The 22,205-nt window shown below is 37.2% G+C and carries 19 protein-coding genes; 9 read left to right on the top strand and 10 right to left on the bottom strand.

The window, feature by feature from the left end; translation table 11 throughout:
* Window positions 1-169: 169 nt before the first annotated feature.
* Window positions 170-313 (top strand): hypothetical protein, encoded by a 144-nt coding sequence (locus tag F9U64_RS14825; RefSeq protein WP_153405237.1) that lies wholly within the window; start codon window positions 170-172, stop codon window positions 311-313.
* A 212-nt stretch (window positions 314-525) separates the two neighbouring features.
* Here F9U64_RS14825 and F9U64_RS14820 read toward each other — a convergent pair whose 3' ends face one another.
* From F9U64_RS14820 to F9U64_RS14810, 3 genes are all read right to left on the bottom strand, one after another.
* On the bottom strand, window positions 526-2,082 hold the full coding sequence (locus tag F9U64_RS14820; RefSeq protein ID WP_153405234.1) for a response regulator transcription factor: 1,557 nt from the start codon (window positions 2,080-2,082) through the stop codon (window positions 526-528).
* A complete protein-coding gene (locus F9U64_RS14815) occupies window positions 2,060-3,895 on the bottom strand; it encodes a cache domain-containing sensor histidine kinase (RefSeq protein WP_153405231.1) in 1,836 nt (611 codons plus the stop codon). The genes F9U64_RS14820 and F9U64_RS14815 overlap by 23 nt, the downstream gene beginning before the upstream one ends.
* Window positions 3,896-4,075: 180 nt before the next feature.
* Entirely contained in the window at window positions 4,076-4,882 is an 807-nt protein-coding gene (locus F9U64_RS14810) for a VLRF1 family aeRF1-type release factor (protein WP_153405228.1), read from the bottom strand.
* 210 nt (window positions 4,883-5,092) lie between these two features.
* On the opposite strand from F9U64_RS14810, the gene F9U64_RS14805 reads away from it, so the two are divergent.
* Window positions 5,093-5,524 carry a YndM family protein gene (locus tag F9U64_RS14805; RefSeq protein WP_153405225.1) on the top strand — a complete coding sequence of 144 codons (432 nt, stop codon included), beginning with the start codon at window positions 5,093-5,095 and terminating at the stop codon, window positions 5,522-5,524.
* 12 nt (window positions 5,525-5,536) lie between these two features.
* Window positions 5,537-6,415 (top strand): manganese catalase, encoded by an 879-nt coding sequence (locus tag F9U64_RS14800; protein WP_153405222.1) that lies wholly within the window; start codon window positions 5,537-5,539, stop codon window positions 6,413-6,415.
* Between the two features lie 20 nt (window positions 6,416-6,435).
* On the opposite strand, the gene F9U64_RS14795 is transcribed toward F9U64_RS14800, so the two are convergent.
* The 3 genes from F9U64_RS14795 to F9U64_RS14785 all read right to left on the bottom strand — a co-directional run bounded on the left by F9U64_RS14795 (window position 6,436) and on the right by F9U64_RS14785 (window position 9,735).
* The gene (locus F9U64_RS14795; protein ID WP_153405219.1) at window positions 6,436-7,794 is read right to left on the bottom strand and encodes an amino acid permease; all 1,359 of its coding nucleotides are present in this window, start codon (window positions 7,792-7,794) and stop codon (window positions 6,436-6,438) included.
* Window positions 7,795-8,015: 221 nt separating this feature from the next.
* The gene (locus tag F9U64_RS14790; protein WP_153405216.1) at window positions 8,016-8,642 is read right to left on the bottom strand and encodes a LysE family transporter; all 627 of its coding nucleotides are present in this window, start codon (window positions 8,640-8,642) and stop codon (window positions 8,016-8,018) included.
* Window positions 8,643-9,168: 526 nt separating this feature from the next.
* Window positions 9,169-9,735, bottom strand: coding sequence for a DNA-3-methyladenine glycosylase I (locus tag F9U64_RS14785; RefSeq protein ID WP_153405213.1), 567 nt, complete (start codon window positions 9,733-9,735; stop codon window positions 9,169-9,171).
* A gap of 427 nt (window positions 9,736-10,162) precedes the next feature.
* On the opposite strand from F9U64_RS14785, the gene F9U64_RS14780 reads away from it, so the two are divergent.
* Both F9U64_RS14780 and F9U64_RS14775 read left to right on the top strand, forming a co-directional pair.
* Window positions 10,163-10,537, top strand: a complete 375-nt coding sequence (locus tag F9U64_RS14780; RefSeq protein WP_153405210.1) for a BlaI/MecI/CopY family transcriptional regulator — start codon at window positions 10,163-10,165, stop codon at window positions 10,535-10,537.
* Between the two features lie 5 nt (window positions 10,538-10,542).
* Window positions 10,543-11,694: a M56 family metallopeptidase gene (locus F9U64_RS14775; RefSeq protein WP_153405207.1), complete on the top strand. Its 1,152-nt coding sequence runs from the start codon at window positions 10,543-10,545 to the stop codon at window positions 11,692-11,694.
* Window positions 11,695-12,350: 656 nt separating this feature from the next.
* Here the strand turns inward: F9U64_RS14775 and F9U64_RS14770 are convergent.
* Window positions 12,351-14,210 carry an FtsX-like permease family protein gene (locus tag F9U64_RS14770; RefSeq protein ID WP_153405204.1) on the bottom strand — a complete coding sequence of 620 codons (1,860 nt, stop codon included), beginning with the start codon at window positions 14,208-14,210 and terminating at the stop codon, window positions 12,351-12,353.
* Window positions 14,211-14,224: 14 nt separating this feature from the next.
* On the bottom strand, window positions 14,225-14,989 hold the full coding sequence (locus tag F9U64_RS14765) for an ABC transporter ATP-binding protein (protein WP_153405202.1): 765 nt from the start codon (window positions 14,987-14,989) through the stop codon (window positions 14,225-14,227).
* A 187-nt stretch (window positions 14,990-15,176) separates the two neighbouring features.
* On the opposite strand from F9U64_RS14765, the gene F9U64_RS14760 reads away from it, so the two are divergent.
* Window positions 15,177-15,743, top strand: a complete 567-nt coding sequence (locus F9U64_RS14760; RefSeq protein ID WP_153405200.1) for a TetR/AcrR family transcriptional regulator — start codon at window positions 15,177-15,179, stop codon at window positions 15,741-15,743.
* A gap of 69 nt (window positions 15,744-15,812) precedes the next feature.
* Window positions 15,813-18,917 carry an MMPL family transporter gene (locus F9U64_RS14755; RefSeq protein ID WP_153405197.1) on the top strand — a complete coding sequence of 1,035 codons (3,105 nt, stop codon included), beginning with the start codon at window positions 15,813-15,815 and terminating at the stop codon, window positions 18,915-18,917.
* Between the two features lie 580 nt (window positions 18,918-19,497).
* On the opposite strand, the gene F9U64_RS14750 is transcribed toward F9U64_RS14755, so the two are convergent.
* Window positions 19,498-20,133 carry a FusB/FusC family EF-G-binding protein gene (locus F9U64_RS14750; protein WP_153405194.1) on the bottom strand — a complete coding sequence of 212 codons (636 nt, stop codon included), beginning with the start codon at window positions 20,131-20,133 and terminating at the stop codon, window positions 19,498-19,500.
* A gap of 91 nt (window positions 20,134-20,224) precedes the next feature.
* Entirely contained in the window at window positions 20,225-20,491 is a 267-nt protein-coding gene (locus F9U64_RS14745; RefSeq protein WP_153405192.1) for a CD3324 family protein, read from the bottom strand.
* A gap of 293 nt (window positions 20,492-20,784) precedes the next feature.
* Between F9U64_RS14745 and F9U64_RS14740 the strand changes: the two genes are divergently transcribed.
* Window positions 20,785-21,486: a polyphosphate polymerase domain-containing protein gene (locus F9U64_RS14740; RefSeq protein ID WP_153405189.1), complete on the top strand. Its 702-nt coding sequence runs from the start codon at window positions 20,785-20,787 to the stop codon at window positions 21,484-21,486.
* Window positions 21,487-21,501: 15 nt separating this feature from the next.
* Window positions 21,502-22,191, top strand: coding sequence for a DUF4956 domain-containing protein (locus F9U64_RS14735; RefSeq protein WP_153405186.1), 690 nt, complete (start codon window positions 21,502-21,504; stop codon window positions 22,189-22,191).
* The last annotated feature ends 14 nt before the right edge of the window (window positions 22,192-22,205 follow it).

The raw sequence follows: 22,205 nt of genomic DNA, 5'->3' as shown, positions 1-22,205 counted from the left end.
TATCGTGGTTGAAAACATTGTATCATGAGGAAAGCTATAATGGCTTTTCTTTTTACACAATTATACTGGCTTAACCCCCAATCGTTGCTGAAGGCATTCACAGGTGATCTGAATGCCTTGACGCCAGCCAAGAACGTTGCTGAAGGCATTCAGAGGTGGTCTGAATGCCTTGTCCCCAGCCCCAATCAGTGCTGAAGGCATTCACAGAGGGTCTGATAGCCAAAACGACATTGAAAAAGGAAATGGCAAGACATCGTTAATGGAGAATTGGAGAAACGCAGATGAAGAAAGTGTTATCAAGGTGATAAAGTAATTGGGAGGAAGCTCATCTTTTATTTTGCATGTTTTGTTCCGGCATTTTTTAACAAGTTAGCAGAACGCCTTGCCCAGCGGTAAAGAAGACACTACTCAACCGCAATTTTCTTGAGTAGATGTCTTCCTTACCTTGCTGAAAGGGGGTATTTCCTACAGCGGTAAGTTAACCCGGTCTATAACAGTAATTAGTGATGATATTCGGTTTCTAGATTAACTATTTTTGTTATGTCCCAACCTGTCTCCAGAATAATTCTTTTTAAAGACAGAAGGTGACATGCCAACATATTTTTTGAATTTGCTATAAAAATAGTCAACATTGGAATAACCAACTTGTTCAGCGACTTCATATATTTTGTAACCTTTCAATATTAGCTGTTTGCTATTTTCAATTCTCACTTTATCCAGGTAGGTGTTAAAATAATCACCAGTATATTCCTTAAAGAGTTTCCCTAAATAAACGCGGTGATAATTAAGTACATCTGCCAAGGTGTCCAGCTTGATATTTTGGGGGAAGTGTCTTTCTATAAGGATAATCATTTTTTTCACGATCGCTTCTTTTTCTTCTAATGGAAGCAGCTGAATAGTCTCAGACAAAATAGAAACAGCCTGGTCAACTAACTGCTCCAAATGGCGTGAATGAATTAAGTTTGCAATGTCTGTAAGCTTTTGTAATAATTCGCTTTGTTCTTTCGGATAATGAAAAGTAAGATGGTTAATGCACGAAGATAGAATCTTTATAAAATCGTTCTTAATATTTTGCTCTGTATCGTTTTGGTTTACCATCAATTTTGCGATTTTCCAGCAAGTTTCTTTAATTCCCCTGATATCAGTAATTTCAACAAAGTAGCATAATCTCTGTTTAATAGAAGAAAAAGTTTCTTGCGGATCTAATTTGATTAGATAATCGTCGATAACTTTTTTACTATCTTTTGTTAACAGTTTGGACTCTTTATAAAAGAAACTATTTTGCAATAGGGTGAGTGTCATGAGGTAAATGTTCGGCAACTCACTGTAATGATCGATTTCTTCTGATAACGCCATAAAATAAGGAATATTGAGCGGTTGTATAATTTTATCCATTTCAATAAAGTGTATATCATTATTAATGAAGTGATTAACTTGTTCTGATAGCAATACCCCAATATAATCCTTTATTAAGAACGCGATCATTGTTTCCTCGGAAAAAATGTTATTGATAGAATTAATAATATGGTTGATATCATTTTTAGATGCTTGGTGAAATTTTATTAAGATGATTCGATAGGATTTCCAGTCAAGATGATCATGAGTATGAGTTCCTGCTTCCTTATTGTGAGCTGAATTCAGATAATCCATTAGTTTTTGTTTATGTTCTTCTACTTGTTGTTGGGGGTCTGTTTGATCGGATAATTGCTGTTGCCTCTTATTTTGGATTTGTTCTAAGTAGCTGATCAACTCTTCTTCTTCAATCGGTTTCAGCATATAACCAGTTACGTTAAGTTTTAGTGCCTTTTTAGCAAATTCAAATTCCGCATGACCACTCAAAATTAAAATATTGATGGATCGGTCATTTTTACGGATTTTCTCTATCAATTCTATTCCTGACATTCCGGGCATTTTCATATCAATAATAAGGAGATCTGGAGCAATGTGAGAATATTTCTCCAAAGCATCAAACCCATTTGATGCAGTATCTGCCACAGTAAAGCCATAGTCTTCCCAGTTTATAATGGATACTAGTCCTTGACGAGTTCTTCTTTCATCATCAACGATCAATACTTTCTGCATGAGAGCCACCTCTTATCGGAATCGAGAACGATACCTTTGTTCCCTTATTTAACTCACTGTCAATCGATATTCCTGACTGGGCGCCATAGATTAAACGAAGCCGTTGATCAACATTCCGCAGTCCAATTCTCATCCCGGTTTTGTCCTCTTTTTCACGTAAAGAGGACTGTAAGAATGTTAATTTTTCTTTTGTCATGCCAATCCCATTATCAATAACTTCTACAAGTAAGGTTGTTGAAGATACATTTATCTTTATCCAGACAGCCCCGCCTTTGTTATGATTTTCAAGACCATGAATCACACTATTTTCGACTAATGGCTGAATCGTCAGTGGCGGGATATGCATTGTTGTTGAGGAAGGATCAACATCCAGGTAATAATGAAGCCGTTCATCATATCTGAATTTTTGTATTTCTAAGTACCATTGAATGACCTGCAATTCTTGTACAAGTGTAATTTTGCCTGCTCCAATATCGATGGAATTTCGCATAAGTTTGCCTAACAATTTTATTATATTTGCGATTTCTTTTTCACCTTTATATGCTGCTTCCATGCGAATAGATTCTAATGCATTAAACAAAAAATGCGGGTTAATTTGACTTGCCATCATTTTTAGCTTTATTTCACTTTGTTTTTTCTCTAATAATGATCGCTGTGTATTTGATTCATGAACTTCTTGAATTAGTTTTTGTGTATTATTGACCATATGTTGAAGCTGGACAGATAATTGACCGATTTCATCATTCCCATCTATCAGAATGGGGGTATCAAATTTTCCTTTTCCCACTTGTTTAATTTGTCTGCTGAGAAGGATTAGGCGATTTGATAATAATTTGGAAAGAAAATAAATAAAAAAAAGTGCTACACCTATACTTATACTCACAACAATAACACCGATTTTACCAAATTGACTTGCATTGGCACTTATCTCCCTGTTGCTAATTACTGTTACAATACGAAGTGTATTTGGAATATTGGCTAATGGAATAGGTTCAACAAAAATTCGATTCGCTTCATCTTCAAAGGTGCCGAATTTTCCTGATATAACTTGCTCTGATGAAATAAACTCGGATATATTTTTTCCAAGTGCGTTATCCTGGTTTGTTGCAATAATGTTATTTTTCTCATCCACCAGCATAGTAGGAGAGGATTCTTGCGACAGAATCTTTTGTAATGTTATTGGATTTACATTAATCACCAACACACCACTTGTGTTATATTCCGGGAAATCAATTCTCCGCACAAGGCAAAGGTATTTCTGATTACTATTGGTCTCGTCATTGATAAAGTGCCAACTGGATACACCATTTCCTTCCATCGCCTGAATATACCAATCCTTATTCGCAATCGTCTGATTAACAGGAATGATCTCCCAGTTGTTTAGAAGAGTCTGATTGTTAGTAAACAGCCGGATATTAGAAATCTCATGATTGAAAGTATTGAGATAATCCTGGAAAGTATTATATTGCCAATACTCTGAAACAACATCAAACACTGTCTCATATTCTGTATTGACAATTTCCTTTAATCGATTATCAAAAGAAAGGTTTGTTGAAAGAAATATAGGGATTTTAAGTACTTCAATTGTACGCTCCTTGACTCGTTCCATGTTTATCGAAGCTTGTTGTTCAGCATCCTCTAGTCCGAATAGTCTTAATTGATTTGTCAAGTAGCCGCCAATAATGATAACCGGGATAAATACAACAGCAACAAATGATAAAAATAATTTATTTCTTAGCGAAATATTGTTAATTTTTTTTACTATCTGATGATGGATAATTTTCAGCCCCTGACTTGTTTTAAAATGTTGCAATACTATAAGTTATTAAAATGGAATCGCTTACATTCTATATTATAATAAAAATAGGAATATTAGTATATAATTTTTCGCAATGGAAAGAAGCGATGAACATCCTACTGAGGGTTCATCGCTTCTGAACTTTTTAAAATTGGGCTTTCTAAAGAGAAAGAATAAGACTTGCAAGTGCCCAGATTAATTTAACACAACCTCTTTAATAATCTTTCTCTCTTCATGGTCAAGCATATTTTTGTTCACCACTTTTGTTATTGGCTTATTCATGTTGTTCTTCAAGTCATTTGCTTCATCCTTATCCCCGACTATATAAATATTTTCCCAATTAAGCCCTTTTGCAAAGCGGTCTAATGTATTTGCTAAATCTTTATACCAGCGATATCTATTTGCTTCAAATCGTTCTTTAAATTGATCCGTTTGTGTGATCTTTCCGCCACTTCCTGTATTTGCCTGGCTGGGTGGTGGACCGGAATATTGGCGCCAGTCTTCTGTTTCCAAGTCCAGCTCAAATGTATGAGAATCCTTTAAAGTTCCTAATTCGGTATCAAGGACTTTTACTGCTTCTTTTTGAGTTAAAATAATGCCTGACTTAGGGAAGGTTTGATGCATTTCCTTCAACTGATCCAGATTTGCTGTATCGTCCCATTCAAACAAAGTTGTAACAGGCATTTGGAATTTTTCCGCAAACCAGATAGAGTCGTCACCTGTAGCAAAGATAACAACACTTTTCGCTAGATCTTGCTCTATTTCACTTATATATTTCTCGACTTTTTCTTTCACTGCCCAGTAGTTTCTTTTCTCATCAGAATCTCCATCTTCTTGTAAATAACTTTCAAAATTACGCAGGCCGTTCTTAAGATGGATTCGCCATTCTCCGCCTTGTTGTTCAGGATCAGCGCGGTCTGTATTCAAGTACATAGTAAAAATTCGATTCGGTTTTCCCAATTGAACATTTTCTATTTTCTTTATTTCAGATTGAATATTCATCTAAGGCACTACTCCTTTTTTCGGTATTTTACCTATATCCTTCATGTAACCTGAAAAGAGTGAAATGAAACGTAAATTAACAAATTGAAATAAGGAATTTTGGAATGGAATTATTTATAACGGTATATGTCCGCGAGATATACAAAGGATAGAAGTGAGGGTATTACAGACTGTTAGGGCTGTGATAACTAAGAAATGGGGGTATTAATAATGAAGCATTTAAAATTAATGGTTGTAAAATTTCTGATTAGTTTTATCTTGCTCTTTGCTATCTTAGGGATGGGATTTGATGTTTCCATTGGTAATGTTTTTCTTATTACACTTGTTCTGGGGGTTGTTTCATACTTTGTTGGTGATAGAGTAATTTTACCAAGAACAAATAATATTGTCGCAACATTATCAGACTTTGTCCTGGCATTTGCTGTTATTTATTTTATGACAGATAGTTTAACTGTCGGTGATGATGTGTTGCAGGCAGCATTTATTTCCTCTATAGGTGTTGCGCTGTTTGAATATTTCTTCCATAAATATGTTGCTGCTAATTTCAATGACCATGAGGAGTCCATATATGTAAGACCTCGAGAATTAAATGTGGAGACATCTGAAGAGATTTCGCCATATGAAGAGGATAATAAAAAATAGGAGGCACCAGACATGTTTTATCATATAAAGGAACTACAATATAATGCAAAGCCGAATGCTCCCGACCCTGTGTATGCAAAAAAATTACAAGAAATCTTAGGCGGGCAATTTGGTGAAATCTCTGTCATGATGCAATACTTATTTCAAGGATGGAACTGCCGTGCTGAAAGTAAATATCGTGATATGCTTCTGGATATTGCAACAGAAGAGATTGCCCATGTTGAAATGATTGCAACAATGATTGCACAGCTTCTGGACGGGGCACCTGCACATGATCAGGAACAGGCAGCCAAAGATCCGGCAGTTGAAGCAGTACTTGGTGGAATGAATCCACAGCATGCGATAGTGAATGGATTAGGCGCACAGCCAAATGATAGTGCCGGTTATCCGTGGAATGCTCGTTATACGATCGCAAGTGGTAATTTACTGGCAGACTTTCGTGCAAATCTGAATGCAGAATCACAAGGACGCTTGCAAGTATGCAGACTGTATGAGATGACAACAGACCCTGGGGTAAGAGATATGCTTTCATTCCTTATCGCAAGAGATACCATGCATCAAAATCAATGGATGGCTGCGATCGAAGAACTGGAACAAACACAAGGGGCGATTGTGCCAAGTTCCTTTAATCAGGAATATGAAAAGCAGGAAGTTTCGTATTCATTTATGAACTTCTCTGAAGGGGAAGACAGCAGTACCGGGAGATGGGCCAATGGAAAAACATATGATGGACAAGCTGATTTCGAATATGTCCAAAATCCGCAAGCAATGGGGCAAAAGCCGTTTTTACAGCCTGCACCAAACTATATTCACGGCACACCGCCACTGGACTTAAGAAAAATGCAAGGCCAGGGGAAACTGGAACCAAACGACCAACCAGGTTTACACTAATAAAAAAACCACTCGCATTTTCATGCGGGTGGTTTTTTACTTGTTTTCCAGTGTCTGTTCATCCATAGTGTTATCCCGCCAATAATCGCTAACAATAATAAACTGATCCAAAACCCTGGCCTGATCGTTTTCTCGAATAATGTTCCAGTCACAGCAGCAGCGATCAGCAGCAAGCCGGTAAATGCAATAACTTTATGCTTGGCTTTGAGGTCTTTTAGCACCTTAAGTGAAGAGATAATAATAAAAGCCCAATTAATCAGCAGCAAAATCCCTGCAGCGGTTGTAATGTATTCATATATTTTATTTGGCAATAACAAGGCGGTAATGACAGATACCAGTAATCCGATCGTAGCAAGAATTAATGATGGAAGCGGCAAGTCCTTCCATTTTTTTATTTTTTTCGAAAAAATATCAGGTGCATCTCCATCTTTGGCTAATGTGACTAACAGTGTCACTACTCCGAATAATGCTGCCGTCATTGTGGAGAACCCTGCAATAATAATGGCCGCATTAAACAGATGAGGGAAAAAGGCAAGTTTATATTCCGCAAGAGCCGTGACAAATGGACTTTCATTCTGATCAAATGCGCTAACAGAAACCATTGTAACAGCTAATCCAAGTGACAGAATGTAGATAATGGTTAATACTGTTAACATTATTTTCCCGGCCTTTGGAGCATCTTCTTTGTTTTTCAAGCGGATTGTCATCAGACCGATCACTTCAATCCCGCCAAAGGAATAAAAAGCATAGATAAGCGATGCCCAGAAACCTGTTAAGCCTTCATGAAACAGCTTGTCCATGCTTTTCGGCACTCCTGGCTGGTTTTCTGGACCACCTGCGATCAAGCCGAATAATGCGACAATTGCGATAACAATGAACATTATGATGGCAGCAAGTTTGATCACAGCAAAGATATTTTCTACCTTATCAAAACCTTTTGTACCAAATAAGATAACGGTGATGGATAAAAGGGAATAGATTGCTGCAAACATCCACAGAGGTAAATCCGGGAACCACAGCTGGGTTAAAATAGATAGTGCGATCAACTGGCTCCCCATAATAAGAATGCTGGAACACCAGTAATTCCATCCACAGCTGAATCCGGCCCATTTTCCAAATGCCTTTTCTGCATAATAACAGAACGATCCCTCTTGTGGATCAGCCGCTGACATCTTGGCAAGTAAATTAAAAACAATGTAGGTTCCGGCTGCTGCAAGTAAAAATGAGAAGACAATGGAAGGACCGGTTATACTGATTCCAATGCTTGAACCGAGAAAATAACCTGTTCCGATTGTACAGCCTACCCCTATTAGTGCTAACTGCCACCATTTTAAATCACCATTTTGGGAGGAGGACTTCTTCTTGGTTGCTGTACTCATGAAAATTCTCCTTTATTGCTAAAATCAATCATGTTAGTATGTCCCAAAAATGATAAGAATATTTGAAAGAGGATGTTCAAATATTCACCAAATGATAGGCGGCGAATCTCTTCGTTGGTTTGCGAGTCCGCTTCTCACGTATTCAATCCATACGTTCCGATGCTCCTCACTGCACCGCCTCGACCTTCTTGCTTCTCATTTGCCGACTTTTAGAACACGTATTAAAAGAATAAGAGGTCCACAGCTTTATATCCGAAATAGAACGCAAATCCAATAAGGGAAATGCCAGTAACAATCGAAATTATTTTCAATGTCCGGTTTGTCAGAAAATGGCGGAAACTGCTCGAAACAAGTGCCATCGTTAAATCCCAAATAATTAATCCGAGAATGATGGCGAAAGTGTATAATAACAGCTGTGCATTTTCATATTTATTTATCGTATTGGCTAAAACGGAACCATATATCCCTAACCAGAACAAAATAGATAACGGGTTACTTATCGATATAAGAAAGCCTGCTGTAAATGTTTTTAGTAAGCTGTCTTTGCCTCGTTCATGATTCATATCAATTTTTTGTGAACTGTTGATGCTTTCAATGCCAGTATATAAAAGAACAAAAGCACCGAACGACCATAAGAAGGTTTTCATAAAAGGTGTTTCAAGGAAATGGACAATTCCAAAGAAAACAGCCAGAATAAAAAACATTTCTGCTACAAGTGCACCAATCGCAATCATCCATGAATGAAGAAATCCGTTTTTGACACCTTGGTTGATTTGTGCCGCATTTAATGGACCAATCGGTGCTGCTAAAGATAAACCGAGAAAAACGTAACTAAAGAAAATGGCCAATTGTATCTCACCTCTCCAAATATATAGCTAGTCCCATTTTTATTCATCTAGGCAGGGAACTAGAACATATTTAATGGAAAAGGATTTTCGAATGCGGAAAGAAGGAGGGTGGATATAACAAAACAATGATTTCAAATACTGAACAAAAAATACTCAATTGTGTCACTCATTAATGTACTAATATAGATAGTGCTAATTCACCGCTGGGGAAAATACTCGCTTTCCGCGGGCACGGCGGTCTGCTAACTTGGTAAAGAAACCCGCTTTACCAAGTGGATTTTCAGCTCGCGCTGTTCCCGCTGGAGTCTCGCATTTTCCCCAGCTTCTTATGGTGTCCTAGACCAATAAGTGGAACGAACTTCACCCTGTTAAGACAGCCTCATTTCAGTTAAGTGTAGGTATGAACATCAACTTCACTTGAAAGTCTCTTTTCCAACGCAGGTAGGTTGCAGATGAAAGTTTCTTTTTTCAGAAAAAAATAATCCGAACAATGTTCGGATTATTGTATAGACGAACCACTCTTGTCCTATCCTCTTCTGTTTTCTGTATGATAAGGGCAGGCAGTAATATGATCATCTACCATCCCTATAGCCTGCATGAAAGAATAGATAATAACAGGGCCAACAAATTTAAATCCGCGCTTTTTTAAATCCTTGCTAATTTTTACTGATAAGTCTGTTTGAGCGGGAACCTCTGCCTCTTCTTTCCAGTGATTGATGATAGGTTTATCATCGGCATAACTCCACAAAAAGTTGGAGAAGCTGCCAAATTCCTGCTGGATTGTTAAGATCCTTTCTGCATTATTACTTACTGATTGCAATTTTTTTAAGTTTTTGATGACAAGGTAATTTTCTCTAATATGTAATAATTCCTCATCTGTCAGATTTGCGCAATATTCTAAATCAAAATTGCGAAATGCTTCCTTATAGCCGCTTCGCTTAGACAGCACTATTTTCCACGATAAACCTGCTTGTGCCCCTTCTAATGTGAGCATCTCGAAGATATAGCGGTCATCAGTCGACACAACACACCATTCATTATTATGATACTCCTGCATCATTTCACTATCACCTGGCCATAGGCATGTGCTCATATTTATCACTTCCAATTTCATTATTTATCCTTACTATATCATGATTTTTTTATAAGAAAAAACAGACAAATCTGCTAAAGGTACTTGTAAATCTTCTTATTTTGTCCATCTGTTTGAAGTTTACGACGAATATGAGACAAAAGCGGAAAAGATTTGTTGATAAAAGAAGATTAAGAAAAAATGTAAGAAAGGGCGATAGGAGATGTGAAGATAAAAGGAGATAAAGAACAAAAGTGGGGTAGCTCGATAGTTGGTCTCAAAGTCTTATCAAATGAAATTGTATGCATTATAAAATGGTTACGAAATCGTAATTTTTCATCATAGCTAAGAGAACAGGAAGGTTTCTCTTGACACCCACTACAAATGCGTAGTATGATTAAATCACTACAAACATGTAGTTCATCAAATTTGTAAAGGGGTGAGTAAGATGAATAATTTTCAAAAGTTATCTGACACCGAAATGGAACTAATTAAGGTTATATGGGAAATGGATCGACCAGTTAAATCGAGTGAATTATTGGAGATATTCACCAATAAAAAAGGGAGAGATTGGAAAGGACAAACAATAGCCACCTTTTTATCGAGACTTGTGGATAAAGGGGTTCTCTTAGTAAAGCGAGAAGGAAGAGCTAACACTTATTTTCCTCGCCTTACATTAAAAGAATATAAAAAGAAAGAAGCCCAAAGTTTATTAGAGACCATGTATCAAGGATCAATTAAAAACTTTTTAACCACATTATATGATGACAATGTTCCTTCTGAAGATTTAGATGAAATTAGAAAATGGTTTGCGGATAAGTAGGTGTCATGATGAGTGAGTGGCTAAAAGAATTAGTTGCCCTGTCCATTGCCGGAAGTGCCGTTTTACTGCTTTCCATTTTGATCACCTATATTACAAAAAGCTCTCTTGCAGCAAGATGGCATTATTGGAACAGGAAAATATCTCTTTTCTTTTTCCTTATGCCAATATCGTTAATATTATCGCTGTACACCTTTTTCAAAGATCAACCTTTCGACATGAGCATCGGGTCTCAATTGGAGGTACATCAACTTACGTTATCCTTGCCATTCGTCCAAATCTTATTTGCCATATGGATAACAGGAGTTATCATGAAAAGTGGCTGGGCTCTTTACACATATTCTAAGATCAAAAAAGAGATGACTGCATCCATTTATACCATGCCTAAAAATCATGAAATACAACAACTTATAACCCGAAATATGAAAATCCCCACGACTATACAACTTGCATTTGACAAAAAAAATAGAAGCCCGGTTTTATTTGGGATACGGAAACCTACTATTATAATACCCTTATATAAAATCCCAGATGATGAATTAGCTATGATAATTAAGCATGAAATGACTCATTTTAAAAAGAAAGATTTATGGGTAAGGAGGACGATGTTAATTGCTACTATTATCCACTGGTACAATCCTCTAATTTACCTATTGCAAAAAGAAATTTATACCTGGAGTGAACTTTCTTGTGATGAAGATGTTGTGATGGAAATGGCTCATAATGAGAGAAAGAAGTATGGCGAAACCATTCTGAATATGATGGGTCGCGCAAACAAACAATCTAATTCTTATTTCATGGGATCTTTCTTTTCAACAAACCAAATCAGTTTAAAAAGGAGATTGATGAAAATGTTAAAGGTCAAAAAAATGAGTAAAATGGCTATGGCTATATCTTTTATTACTATATTAGGAATCGGAAGCATTGGATTGGGAGGGGCTATATTCGCTAAACAATTTACACCACCTGTTTCAGAAGAATTGGATGAAAATTATGTGGCTACGGCATCTATTTCAGGTGAAGAGCCAACAGAGGCAGAAGGCGGTTTTTCAGAGTTAATATCAGTTAAATTATCAGATGAACCAAGATTTCCAAAAGAGGATTGGAAAAAGATCCTTAAACAGATTGAAAATGGGGAAGTCATATTAGAAGAGGAATAAAGAGGGAAGATTGCTCTGTTTTATTGTTTAGAATTCTTGAGACGAGCATTGGAGCGATTTTTTATTAACAGTGTTTACTCTCTTTATAAACTATAACCCATCACATTTTTCTCTGCGCACATTTTAAAGCAAGTAAGATATTATATTGACAGTATACTGACACATTCCTCCGTTAAACTATGAAATGTAAGCAAGAGTAGAAAAAGTCGTTAACCAACTAGAACAGCTAAATTAATGACTAAAGCAAAATTAACGGGCTCCTCAATTTACAGGAACAGAACCACAAAGTTTTGAGTTGGAAGGTACAAGCTATGCACCTATTAAAACCCGAAGAAATAGCATGTATTCTATCATTGAATCATTAGATGAGGAATAGCTTGAACAAGCACAAATAGAAGAAACATTTCAGGATGGTCCCGCAACAGAACTAATTCTATATTATACGGAGATTTGTCGTTAAGATAAAGATAAAGAACAAATGTAAGGAAGGCACGAGAAGATTTGTTGATAAAAGCCGATCATCCAATTATTTCGCCATCTAAAATTTCTCAATGAAATCCAAAAAATTGAGCGTGTAGGAACATCTATATAATAAAAAACGAACGATCTCAAGTGCTGCTGAAATCGTTCATTTTTTAACCTGTTTTGATCTATCGCTACTTTTCTTTCGGCAATACAATCCGTTTATACATTTGCACTGTTAACAGATAATAGGACACGTAAATAACCAGGAAGATGGTAACAGGGATCCATATTTTTGTAAATGGTTCAATCAAGATGATAGAGAACATTTCCATCCCGACAATAACATGAACAAAGCCGAGTAAACTTGGGAACAGGAATACAAGAAACAGCTCTTTATAGATAGATGCTGACAGTTTGGAACGTCTTACTCCAATTTTACGCAGCATCTGGTAACGGTGCGTATCTGCGGAAGCACTCGAAAGCAGTTTAAACATCAGTACACTTGCCATCATCATTAAAAAGGCGATACCAAGGAATAATCCCATAAAAATTGTTCCATTTGCTAATGCTTTTAAAGAGGTATAGTTATCATATTTACTGCCAATCATATCAGGCGTTGAACCAGTATAGCCTGAGGCAATTTCCTTATTGTGCTCATCAATTGCTGCCAAGGTATCTTCATGATCAAGGAAGTTTTCCACGCGTCCTACCATTACTGACGCAACTTCAGATTCAATCTGACCAAACTTCTCCTGATTAACAATATACAACGTTCGATCACCAAAGATCCGGAATGTTGCTAATAATTCATTTCGGAGTGCAGTCGACCAATCGTCTGAAATCATTTGTTCTTCATTTGTGGCTGTATCCGAATATTCTGCTTGATCCAGCGGGTCATCAACGCGAGCTGTTTCAGTCAGCTGGTCGATATCTCCTGTGAACTTTTGGATAAGTGGTGGGTTATTTAATAAATCATCTTTCAGAAAATAAACACCCTCATCTGTTACTTTATAAGAATAATTGTTTCTTTCAAGAAACTCCAATGAATCCATTTCTGCAAGTTGTTCTTCTGTCGGTTCATAAACAGCTACGTCATTCGCATAAATCATCGATGTCTGTATCGCGATATTATGGTAAAAAGATAACCCTGCAGCCATTGCGCCAAGCCCCAGAGCAATCAGCATTGTCACCGTTCCTAACACTTTGGTAAGCTGGCTGATGCGGAACTGTAATTGCGAAAAAGTAAAGGCATTTAATCCTTTCTCATTTAATGATCGAATCGATTTTAACCTTTTCACGATAAACGGAAGCAATGCCATAAAAAAGAAGTAAGTTCCTAATGTCACTGTTATTGCCGCAACGATCACACCAACTTGCATAAAGGTACCCATGTTTATCATGGCATAATAACCAATTGCGATCAGAATAATGGAGAACAATGTGCCAAAGAATATTTTCCAGCCTTTTGTTACTACAGGATCAGCCTGCTGGGAAGCACGAACTAAATCCAATACGGACTTACTTGCAACCTTCACTGCGTTAACGGCTGCTGTCAGTAAGAAAAGAATCGCATAGAAGATGACAGTTGTTATTAAAGAGGAGCTGTAAAAAGCTTCAAAGCCGCCGCCATTAAAACCAAGCTGTTTCATTAATAATCCTGCAATCACTTCAGCTAGACCAACTCCAACAATTAGACCAATCACTAAAGATATGAAGCCGATCAATAATGTCTCAAAAAACATCATTTGTGTGACTTTCCCTTTTTTCGCCCCTAATGTCATATACATTCCCAATTCTTTTTGCCTTAATGACAAAATAAAGGATGTGGCATAGAAGATATAGAAAATGGTGACAAATGCCAATATAAATGTCCCCACATGGAAGACAAAAACAATTGAACCGATTAAAGCATTTGCTTCAAGAAATGCTTTGTTCTGTGCTAATGTCTGAAACATGTAAAATATCGCGATGGATACCGTTAATCCGAACAATAAAACAATGTAGTCCTTCCACATTTTCTTCATACTTGATGTGAGTAATTTCCATAACATATGTTTCTGCCTCCTTACGAGCGATCAAGACTGGTGAATTCAGCCAGTACGTTCAGTATTTGTTGGTGAAATTCTGCTTGATCGTCTAAACGATGGATTTCTTTATAAAGTGCGCCATCTTGAATAAATAAGATTCGCTCACAGTAGCTGGCACTAAGAGGATCATGTGTAACCAGCATGATCGATACTTCATGATGGCTGTTTAAATGTTCCAATGTTTCCATTAGACTGCGGGCATTTTTTGAATCAAGTGCACCAGTAGGTTCATCAGCCAGGATGATCGCTGGTTCATGAACAAGTGCTCTTGCTGCAGCAGCTCTTTGTTTTTGCCCCCCGGAAACTGCAACAGGATATTTTGCTAAGATTGCTTTGATCCCAAGCTTTTCTGCAACCTGATGGACCAGTGGTTTAATTTTTCTTGATGAAACGCCTTGGAGTGATAATGGTAAGGCGATATTTTCATAAATTGTCAAGGTTTCTAAAAGGTTAAAATCCTGAAAGATAAATCCAAGCTCGCTTGAGCGGAAATCTGCTAGTTCATTTTGTTTCATCATTGTTATATCTTTGCCTGCTATCTCAATTTTTCCGGAAGTCGCGTTGTCAAGGGTGGAGACAACATTTAATAATGTCGTTTTCCCTGCTCCAGACGGCCCCATTATGCCGACAAATTCGCCTGGGTAAATATCAAAGGATACACCATCCAATGCTTTAAAGCTGTTCTCTGATTTTTTTCCAAATATTTTTTCAACATGATCGACATGTACGACTGGTTTTGTCATTTTCATTCCTCCTGAAATCTTTTATCTGCTATTATTGTACTAACAGCGGGCTCGAATACATATTGATTTTCCTTTCAACTTGCTTACATTTTTGTAAGATACAAATGGTAAGACGTAATGTATTGACATTTACTGATAAGGGACTATAATAAAATAATGAATGAATATTCATTCCGGAGGTGAATATATGTCAAAAAATAAACAGGAAGATATATTTGCAGCAGCAATGGAGCTGTTTGCTGTAAGAGGATATGATGGGACAACAGTACCGATGATTGCGAATAAGGCGAAAGTAGGGGCAGGGACGATTTACCGCTACTTTGAAAATAAAGAATCGCTTGTGAATGCCCTTTTTGTAAAATGTGTGGAAGAGTTTTTTGATGTGATCCAGACAGATTTTCCAAAAGATGCCGATATACGTCAGCAATTTCACCATATCTTCAGGAGAATGTTTGTGTTTGCCAAAGATAACGGGAATGCATTGCAATTTATCAATTCTCATGATGAAGGTTATTACTTAGATGAAAAAAGCAACCAGACATTTCAGGATTTTCTCGGTTTTATCCGGCAAGTAATTGAAGATGGCAAAAAGCAGGGTGTCATTCGGCCATTGCCGGCAGATGCTCATATCGCGACAGTGTACGGCGCATTTGGGATGTTATTCAGTTTAATGCAGTCAGGCAGATTGACAGAAACCCAAGAATTATTAACAGAATTAGAAGACAGTCTATGGAATGCTATAAGAATCCATTGATTCTATAGCTTTACCATTTACGGAATGAATATTCATTCCGATATTTTATTAATAGAAAGGTGATTGGTTTTGCATAAGTTAAAAAGCTGGAGAAGTATCTCCTTTATTTTATGGATAATTATAACGGTTGTAACGTTAACGACAATGCCCGATTTGAATCAGCTGGTACAGGAGAAAGGCCAGATTTCGATTCCTGAAACGGCACAGAGTTCTGTTGCAAACGAGATGATCAAGGAAATGAATGAAGATGGTGGAGAAACATATGGAATTATCGCTGTTTTTCATAGTGGGGACGATCAGCCGTTAACAGAGGAACAAAAAAGTGAAATAGCAGATAAAATTAACAAATTGAAGGATCAAGAAGAGAAGCTGGGCATTACCGAGATACTAACACATATAGATAGTGAAGAAATGGAAGACCAGCTTGTTTCAGAAGATAAAACGACGATTCTTGCCCAACTATCTGTTGATCAAAACAAAGGCGAAATTGCCGATGTTGCCAAAGAAATAAATGAAGTAATTGATGCAGATGGTGTAGACACATATTTAACAGGAAGTGAATTAGTAAGTAATGACTTTGCGAATTCTACCCAGGATGGTGTGAAAAAGACGGAAGTTATTGCGATCATTTTTATTCTGATTTTCTTGATCATTGTCTTCCGTTCTCCAATTGTCCCAATTATCTCGTTATTGACTGTTGGAGTTTCCTATTTAGTCTCAATGGGTGTGATCGCCCAGATTGTTGATAAATTCGATTTTCCTTTTTCAAACTTTACGCAAGTTTTTGTTGTAGTTGTCTTGTTCGGTGTAGGTACAGACTATAACATTCTTCTGTACACACGATTTAAAGAAGAACTGAGCAAGCAGGAGAGTGCCATTTTAGCAACAAAAAATACCTTTAAGTCTGCAGGTAAAACGGTTCTGTACAGTGGTCTTGCTGTATTAATCGGATTCGCCTCATTATTTTTAGCGAACTTCTCTTTATACCAGGCTACCTCAGGAGTGGCAATTGGTGTTGCTGTATTACTTCTTGTATTAACAACACTGAATCCATTCTTTATGGTATTGCTTGGTAAAGGCATGTTCTATCCTATTAAAAAATTCAAAGGACATGGGGAAAGCCGTATCTGGGGTTTCTTAGCGAAAAATACAATTATTCGCCCATTTATGGCAGTAATTCTAGTCCTGGTAGTAACGATTCCGTTTATTTTTAAATATTCCGGTACCCTTAACTTTAATGATCTGTTTGAAGTGAATGATAAATATGAATCGAAACAGGGGATTAATGTCATTGAAGACCATTTCCCGCCAGGCTTCTCATCACCAGGCACATTGGTTATCCAATCTGAGGAAAAATTAGATCAGGCAAAAACATTGCAGACAATTGATGAGTTGACTGAAAAAATTGCCAATATTGATGGAGTATCAGAGATCTATTCAGCAACCCGTCCAACTGGCAGCAAAATTGAAGAATTATATATTGATGAGCAAGCAGGTGAATTAGGCACAGGTATCAATGATGCGAACAGCGGGATTGGTGAAGTGAATGATGGCCTGACAGCTGCTCAGGACCAAATGGATGGTAACAATACTGCTGGCCTCGCGAATGTGCAGAAGTTAATTGACGGAACAAATGAAATAGAAAATGGGGTTGTATCATTACGTGATGCAATGAATCAACTGACAGAAGGATTTACGAATGGGGCAACAGGAAGTGCAGACCTTGAGACAGGACTTGCCTCCCTAAATGATAATGTTGTGAAGCTTTCTGGTGCAGTAACCCAGCTTCATGAAGGTTATCGTCAGTTAGAAAAAGGCCTGGAAAGTTATGATGATTATTTCCAGAAAATTTCACAAGCAATTGACAGTGCAAGTGCAGGATATGGTCAAATTGAAACATTAATGAATAACTTTATCGAAGCAAATCCGAACATGGCTGATGATGCGAACATTCAGCAAACATTGAAAATCGCTGTCTCCGCACAGGAACAATTAAGCGGCTTAACTGATCAGTTAGCACAGTTATCCGCACAGCATCAAACTGTCGTGACATCTTTTGCAGAAGCAAACAGTTCACTTTCTGCTGTAAAAGACGGATTAGGAAAAGTACAGTCTGGTGTAAAAGAATTGCAGGCAGGTGCTTCTCAATTAAAAGCCGGATTGAATACTGGCGCAGATGGCTCGGCGCAAATTGCAGGCAAAACTGGTGAATTACAATCAGGATTAAGCCAAATTAATAACGGGCAAACACAACTGCTGTCTGAATTAAATAAATTACAAGACAAAATGGCTGAATTGCAGTCAGGATTAGCGGAAAGTACAGATGGTTTAGACCAGATTAATAATGGTTTACATGATGCGGAAAGTTACTTGGACGATTTAAGTACATCAAACAGCTCAGAGAAATTTTATATCCCGCAAGAAGTGTTGGAGGGAGAAGAATTTCAAGAGGCATTAGACAATTATATGTCAACAGACCGCACCATCACGACAATGAGGATTATTCTTGATGTGAACCCATATTCACGAGAAGCAATGCCAATTGTTGCGGGTATAAATAAAATAGTAGAATCACAATTAGAAGGAACAGACTTGGCAGATGCAGAGTTTGCTATTGCCGGAACTACAGCAACTAATGCTGACCTAAAGGAAATAACAGAGCAGGATTTCCTGCGTACAGCTACAATTATGTTAATTGGAATTACACTTGTATTAATTTTGATTACATGGTCTGTGTCTAACTCGCTGTTTATCATTGGTTCCTTATTGTTAGTCTACTTTACATCCCTTGGAATCAGTGAATTAATTTCCACTCACCTTTTAGGTGTGGATATGCTGAGCTGGAATGTACCTTTCTTCAGCTTTATTATGATCATCGCATTAGGTGTAGACTACAGTATCTTCTTAATGATGCGATATAATGAAACAGATGGAGATCCGTCAACGAGAATTCTGGAAGCTTCCCGTCATATTGGCGGAGTAGTTTTATCAGCTGCTTTAATCCTTGGTGGTACATTTGCTGCACTTATTCCGTCGGGTGTATTAACATTAATTCAGGTGGCAACTGTTGTGATTATCGGGCTGATCTTATTGAGCCTTATCGCAATGCCTGTCTTATTGCCAGGATTAATGGAGATAACCAATAAATTGAAACTGTTTAAGAATAAGAAATAAAAAATGGGAGCTGGCTTTTGAAGTCAGCTCCTTTATTTTATGGCTGTTTTTGTGGAGTGGAGTATGTTTAAATATCAAATCAGTTCATGCCAAGCAGCGGGATGAAGAATAAAATGCGTTTAAACATCAAATGAGTGGATGTTAAGCAGTGGACTGAAGAATAAAGCCTGCTTAAACATCAACCCAGTGCATGCTAAGCAGCGGAATGAAGAATAAAATGTGTTTAAACATTAAATGAGTGGATGCTAAGCAGGGGGATGAAGAATAAAGCGCGTTTAAACATCAACCCGGCACATGTTAAGCAGCGGAATGAAGAATAAAATGCGTTTAAACATCAAATGAGTGGATGCTAAGCAGGGGGATGAAGAATAAAACCTGCTTAAACATCAACCCAGTGCATGCTAAGCAGCGGAATGAAGAATAAAATGTGTTTAAACATCAAATGAGTGGATGCTAAGCAGGGATGTGAAGAATAAAGCCCGTTTAAACATCAACCCAGCGCATGCCAAGCTGTGGAATGAAGAATAAAGCGAGCTATCAACTTGATGACATACAATGCAGAATCAGTTTCAGATGAGTTTTATTGCAAGTTATCTAAGAAGGCATGCAGTTTGTCTATGTCTTTTATATTATGATTACATGCTGATTCATCTTTACAAATGTAATTTCCCTTTTTGGAGTAAGTTCCCCGGATTCGCCCTTTCTTTTCTACAGTAAAAAGGGAAACCTCACTCAGGCCGCCGCAAATGGTACAGATTCCTTTATGGACAGATGTTTCTAAAAAGCCTGATACACCAACAAGCTTACCTTGTTTTGGGATTAACATATACGTTCTGTTCGTGCCAAGATCTTCCCAGCGAAGGTAAACAGTTTCTTGCAAATCGTAGTCTTCGAGATCAGGCTGCTTCAGTTTTTTTACTTTAGGAAATGCCTTCTCCACTGTTTTCTCAGACACTGCAGGAAATGGGATAACATACGGCTTTAGTTTTCCAAGAAAACTTTCTAAACCTTCTTTATCCTCAATCAGCTTCATATCTATTAATAATTGTTTCTGCTCATCATTTAAGTCACTTAATTTATTGGCTATTTTCTCCAATGCCATTTCTCGTACTGCCTGGACAACACCCTTGTCAGTAGATTGCACTTTCGCTTGTACAATCGAACGTCCTTGTTCCTGGATAAAATGATAGTGATCTGCGTGTATAAATGCTTCCATCTTCAGCACTCCTTCCAATTATCTATTGTAACAGACCAGCACTAAAAAGCTATGGCAAGAATGGGTATGAACTATTCCTGCCATAGCTTCATTATTTTTTATTATAAACAATTTTCTTAATTGTCTCTATTGATAGATGATACTCTTCCGCTAAGTCTTCCAGCTTGCTTCCGTTTTGGAATGCTCCTGTAATCTGTTTATTTCTTTCATCATAATACTGACGATTTCCAGACCGCGTTCCCCATTTGCTGCGAGCAGTTTCCTTTTTGGGAATATAGAGCATTTCCCCTTGAATATAGTCTTGTAATCTTTCCAGTAAATCTTCTGGCAGCACTTCTGTTGCCTTCATATATTTCATGCTTGGCCCAGCTCCTTATATTTTTTCTATAAGGGCAAAGCCTGAGAACAGGCGATATTGACTATCTCCCATACAAAGTATCGCCTTAGTTACCAGGCTTTGCATGGGTTACCAATAACTCTGGCAATGAAAGATTAATTGCCATACCGAACACCTCCATTTGCATCACATTATAAATTATTTCCGCAAAAATGTGGAGTTTTTATGTAAAAGTTAACAAGAAATTTACTTGACACATTCCTGACGCATTTCTTTTATAAAGTATAACTTGTAAGCGAGAGGAGGAAGACAGAATGCCAATCCAAAGTTCGTTCAACCCAAAAGGAAGGCAAGAAATGAAACATGCTGTCTCTATTGCGGAATATAAAGTATTAAGCAATAAATTACGACACTTTATGCAAGCAGATCCCAATGCGAATAGGGAAGGCAAATATTATATTCGATCAACTTATTTCGATAATTTCGATAATAAAGTTTTAACAGAGAAAAAAGAAGGCTATTTAGACCGAGATAAGTATCGTGTCAGAATATACGGAAAAAGTGACCAGATAATCAATCTTGAAAGAAAGAGTAAAAGAAATAATCTTACGTTTAAATCAAAATGTGAAATAACGCGAAAGGAATATGAAAAAATGCGCGTTGGTGAGATTAGCTGGATGGAGGAGGATCCGCGTCCACTGATGAGAGATTTATATTTCGAAATGCATCATCATCAGATCAGACCAATGACAGTGGTTGATTATGTGAGGGAGCCGTATATTTATCCATATGGCAATGTTCGGGTTACTTTTGATTTGAAGATTCAGACAAGCATCAGAAATACGAACATGTTTCAAAAAGACTTACCGATGGTTGATGTATTAGAAGATCATTTAGTCATTTTAGAAGTGAAGTATGATGAGTATTTGCCTGAGGTAATAAAACATTTACTACAGCTTTCAGACACAAGACAGGAAGCATATTCCAAATATCAATTAAGCAGAATGTATATCTAGGAAAGAGGAGAAAAAATGAATACAGAAACAACAAATTTTACAGATATTTTTAAATCAAGCTTTTTGGAGAATACAACATCTTTCTCCATTATCGATGCATTACTAGGATTAGGTGTATCGTTTATTGTCGGATTGTTTATCTATCTTATTTATAAGAAAACTTTTAATGGAGTGATTTATTCCCATTCCTTTAATATCTCACTGGTAATCATGACAATGGCCACATCACTTGTCATCATGGGGATTAGTCAAAATGTTCTGTTATCACTAGGTATGGTTGGAGCATTGTCGATCGTTCGTTTTCGTACACCAATTAAAGACCCGATGGATTTAGTTTACTTATTCTGGTCGGTTATTGCCGGTATTCTTAGTGGCGCTGGCTTCATTTTATTAGCGGCAATCGGTTCGATTATCATAGGCCTTGTTATTATCCTGTTCGCCAACAAAATTAGAGTGGAAAATCCATATTTATTAGTGGTTAAATATACGGGAGATTCGGTTGGAGAAGAAATTGAGCAGCTAATCAAGTCTTATGCAAAGCGTGTTTGTCTAAAATCTAAATCGATTATGCAAGATAGCGAGATAGAAGTAACTTTTGAAGTACGGGTAAAAGAAAATGATGCACAAATCCCTTCAAAAGTCTCACATATTGATGGTGTACAATCAGCAGTCATGTTGAGCTATGATGGTAATTTTACTGCATAATAAGGAGAGATAAC

Origin of the sequence: Gracilibacillus oryzae (genome assembly GCF_009498735.1) — a bacterium.
Classification (GTDB): domain Bacteria; phylum Bacillota; class Bacilli; order Bacillales; family Amphibacillaceae; genus Gracilibacillus; species Gracilibacillus oryzae.
Note: the sequence above shows the minus strand (reverse complement) of the source record. Positions and strands in the feature narration are given on the sequence as shown.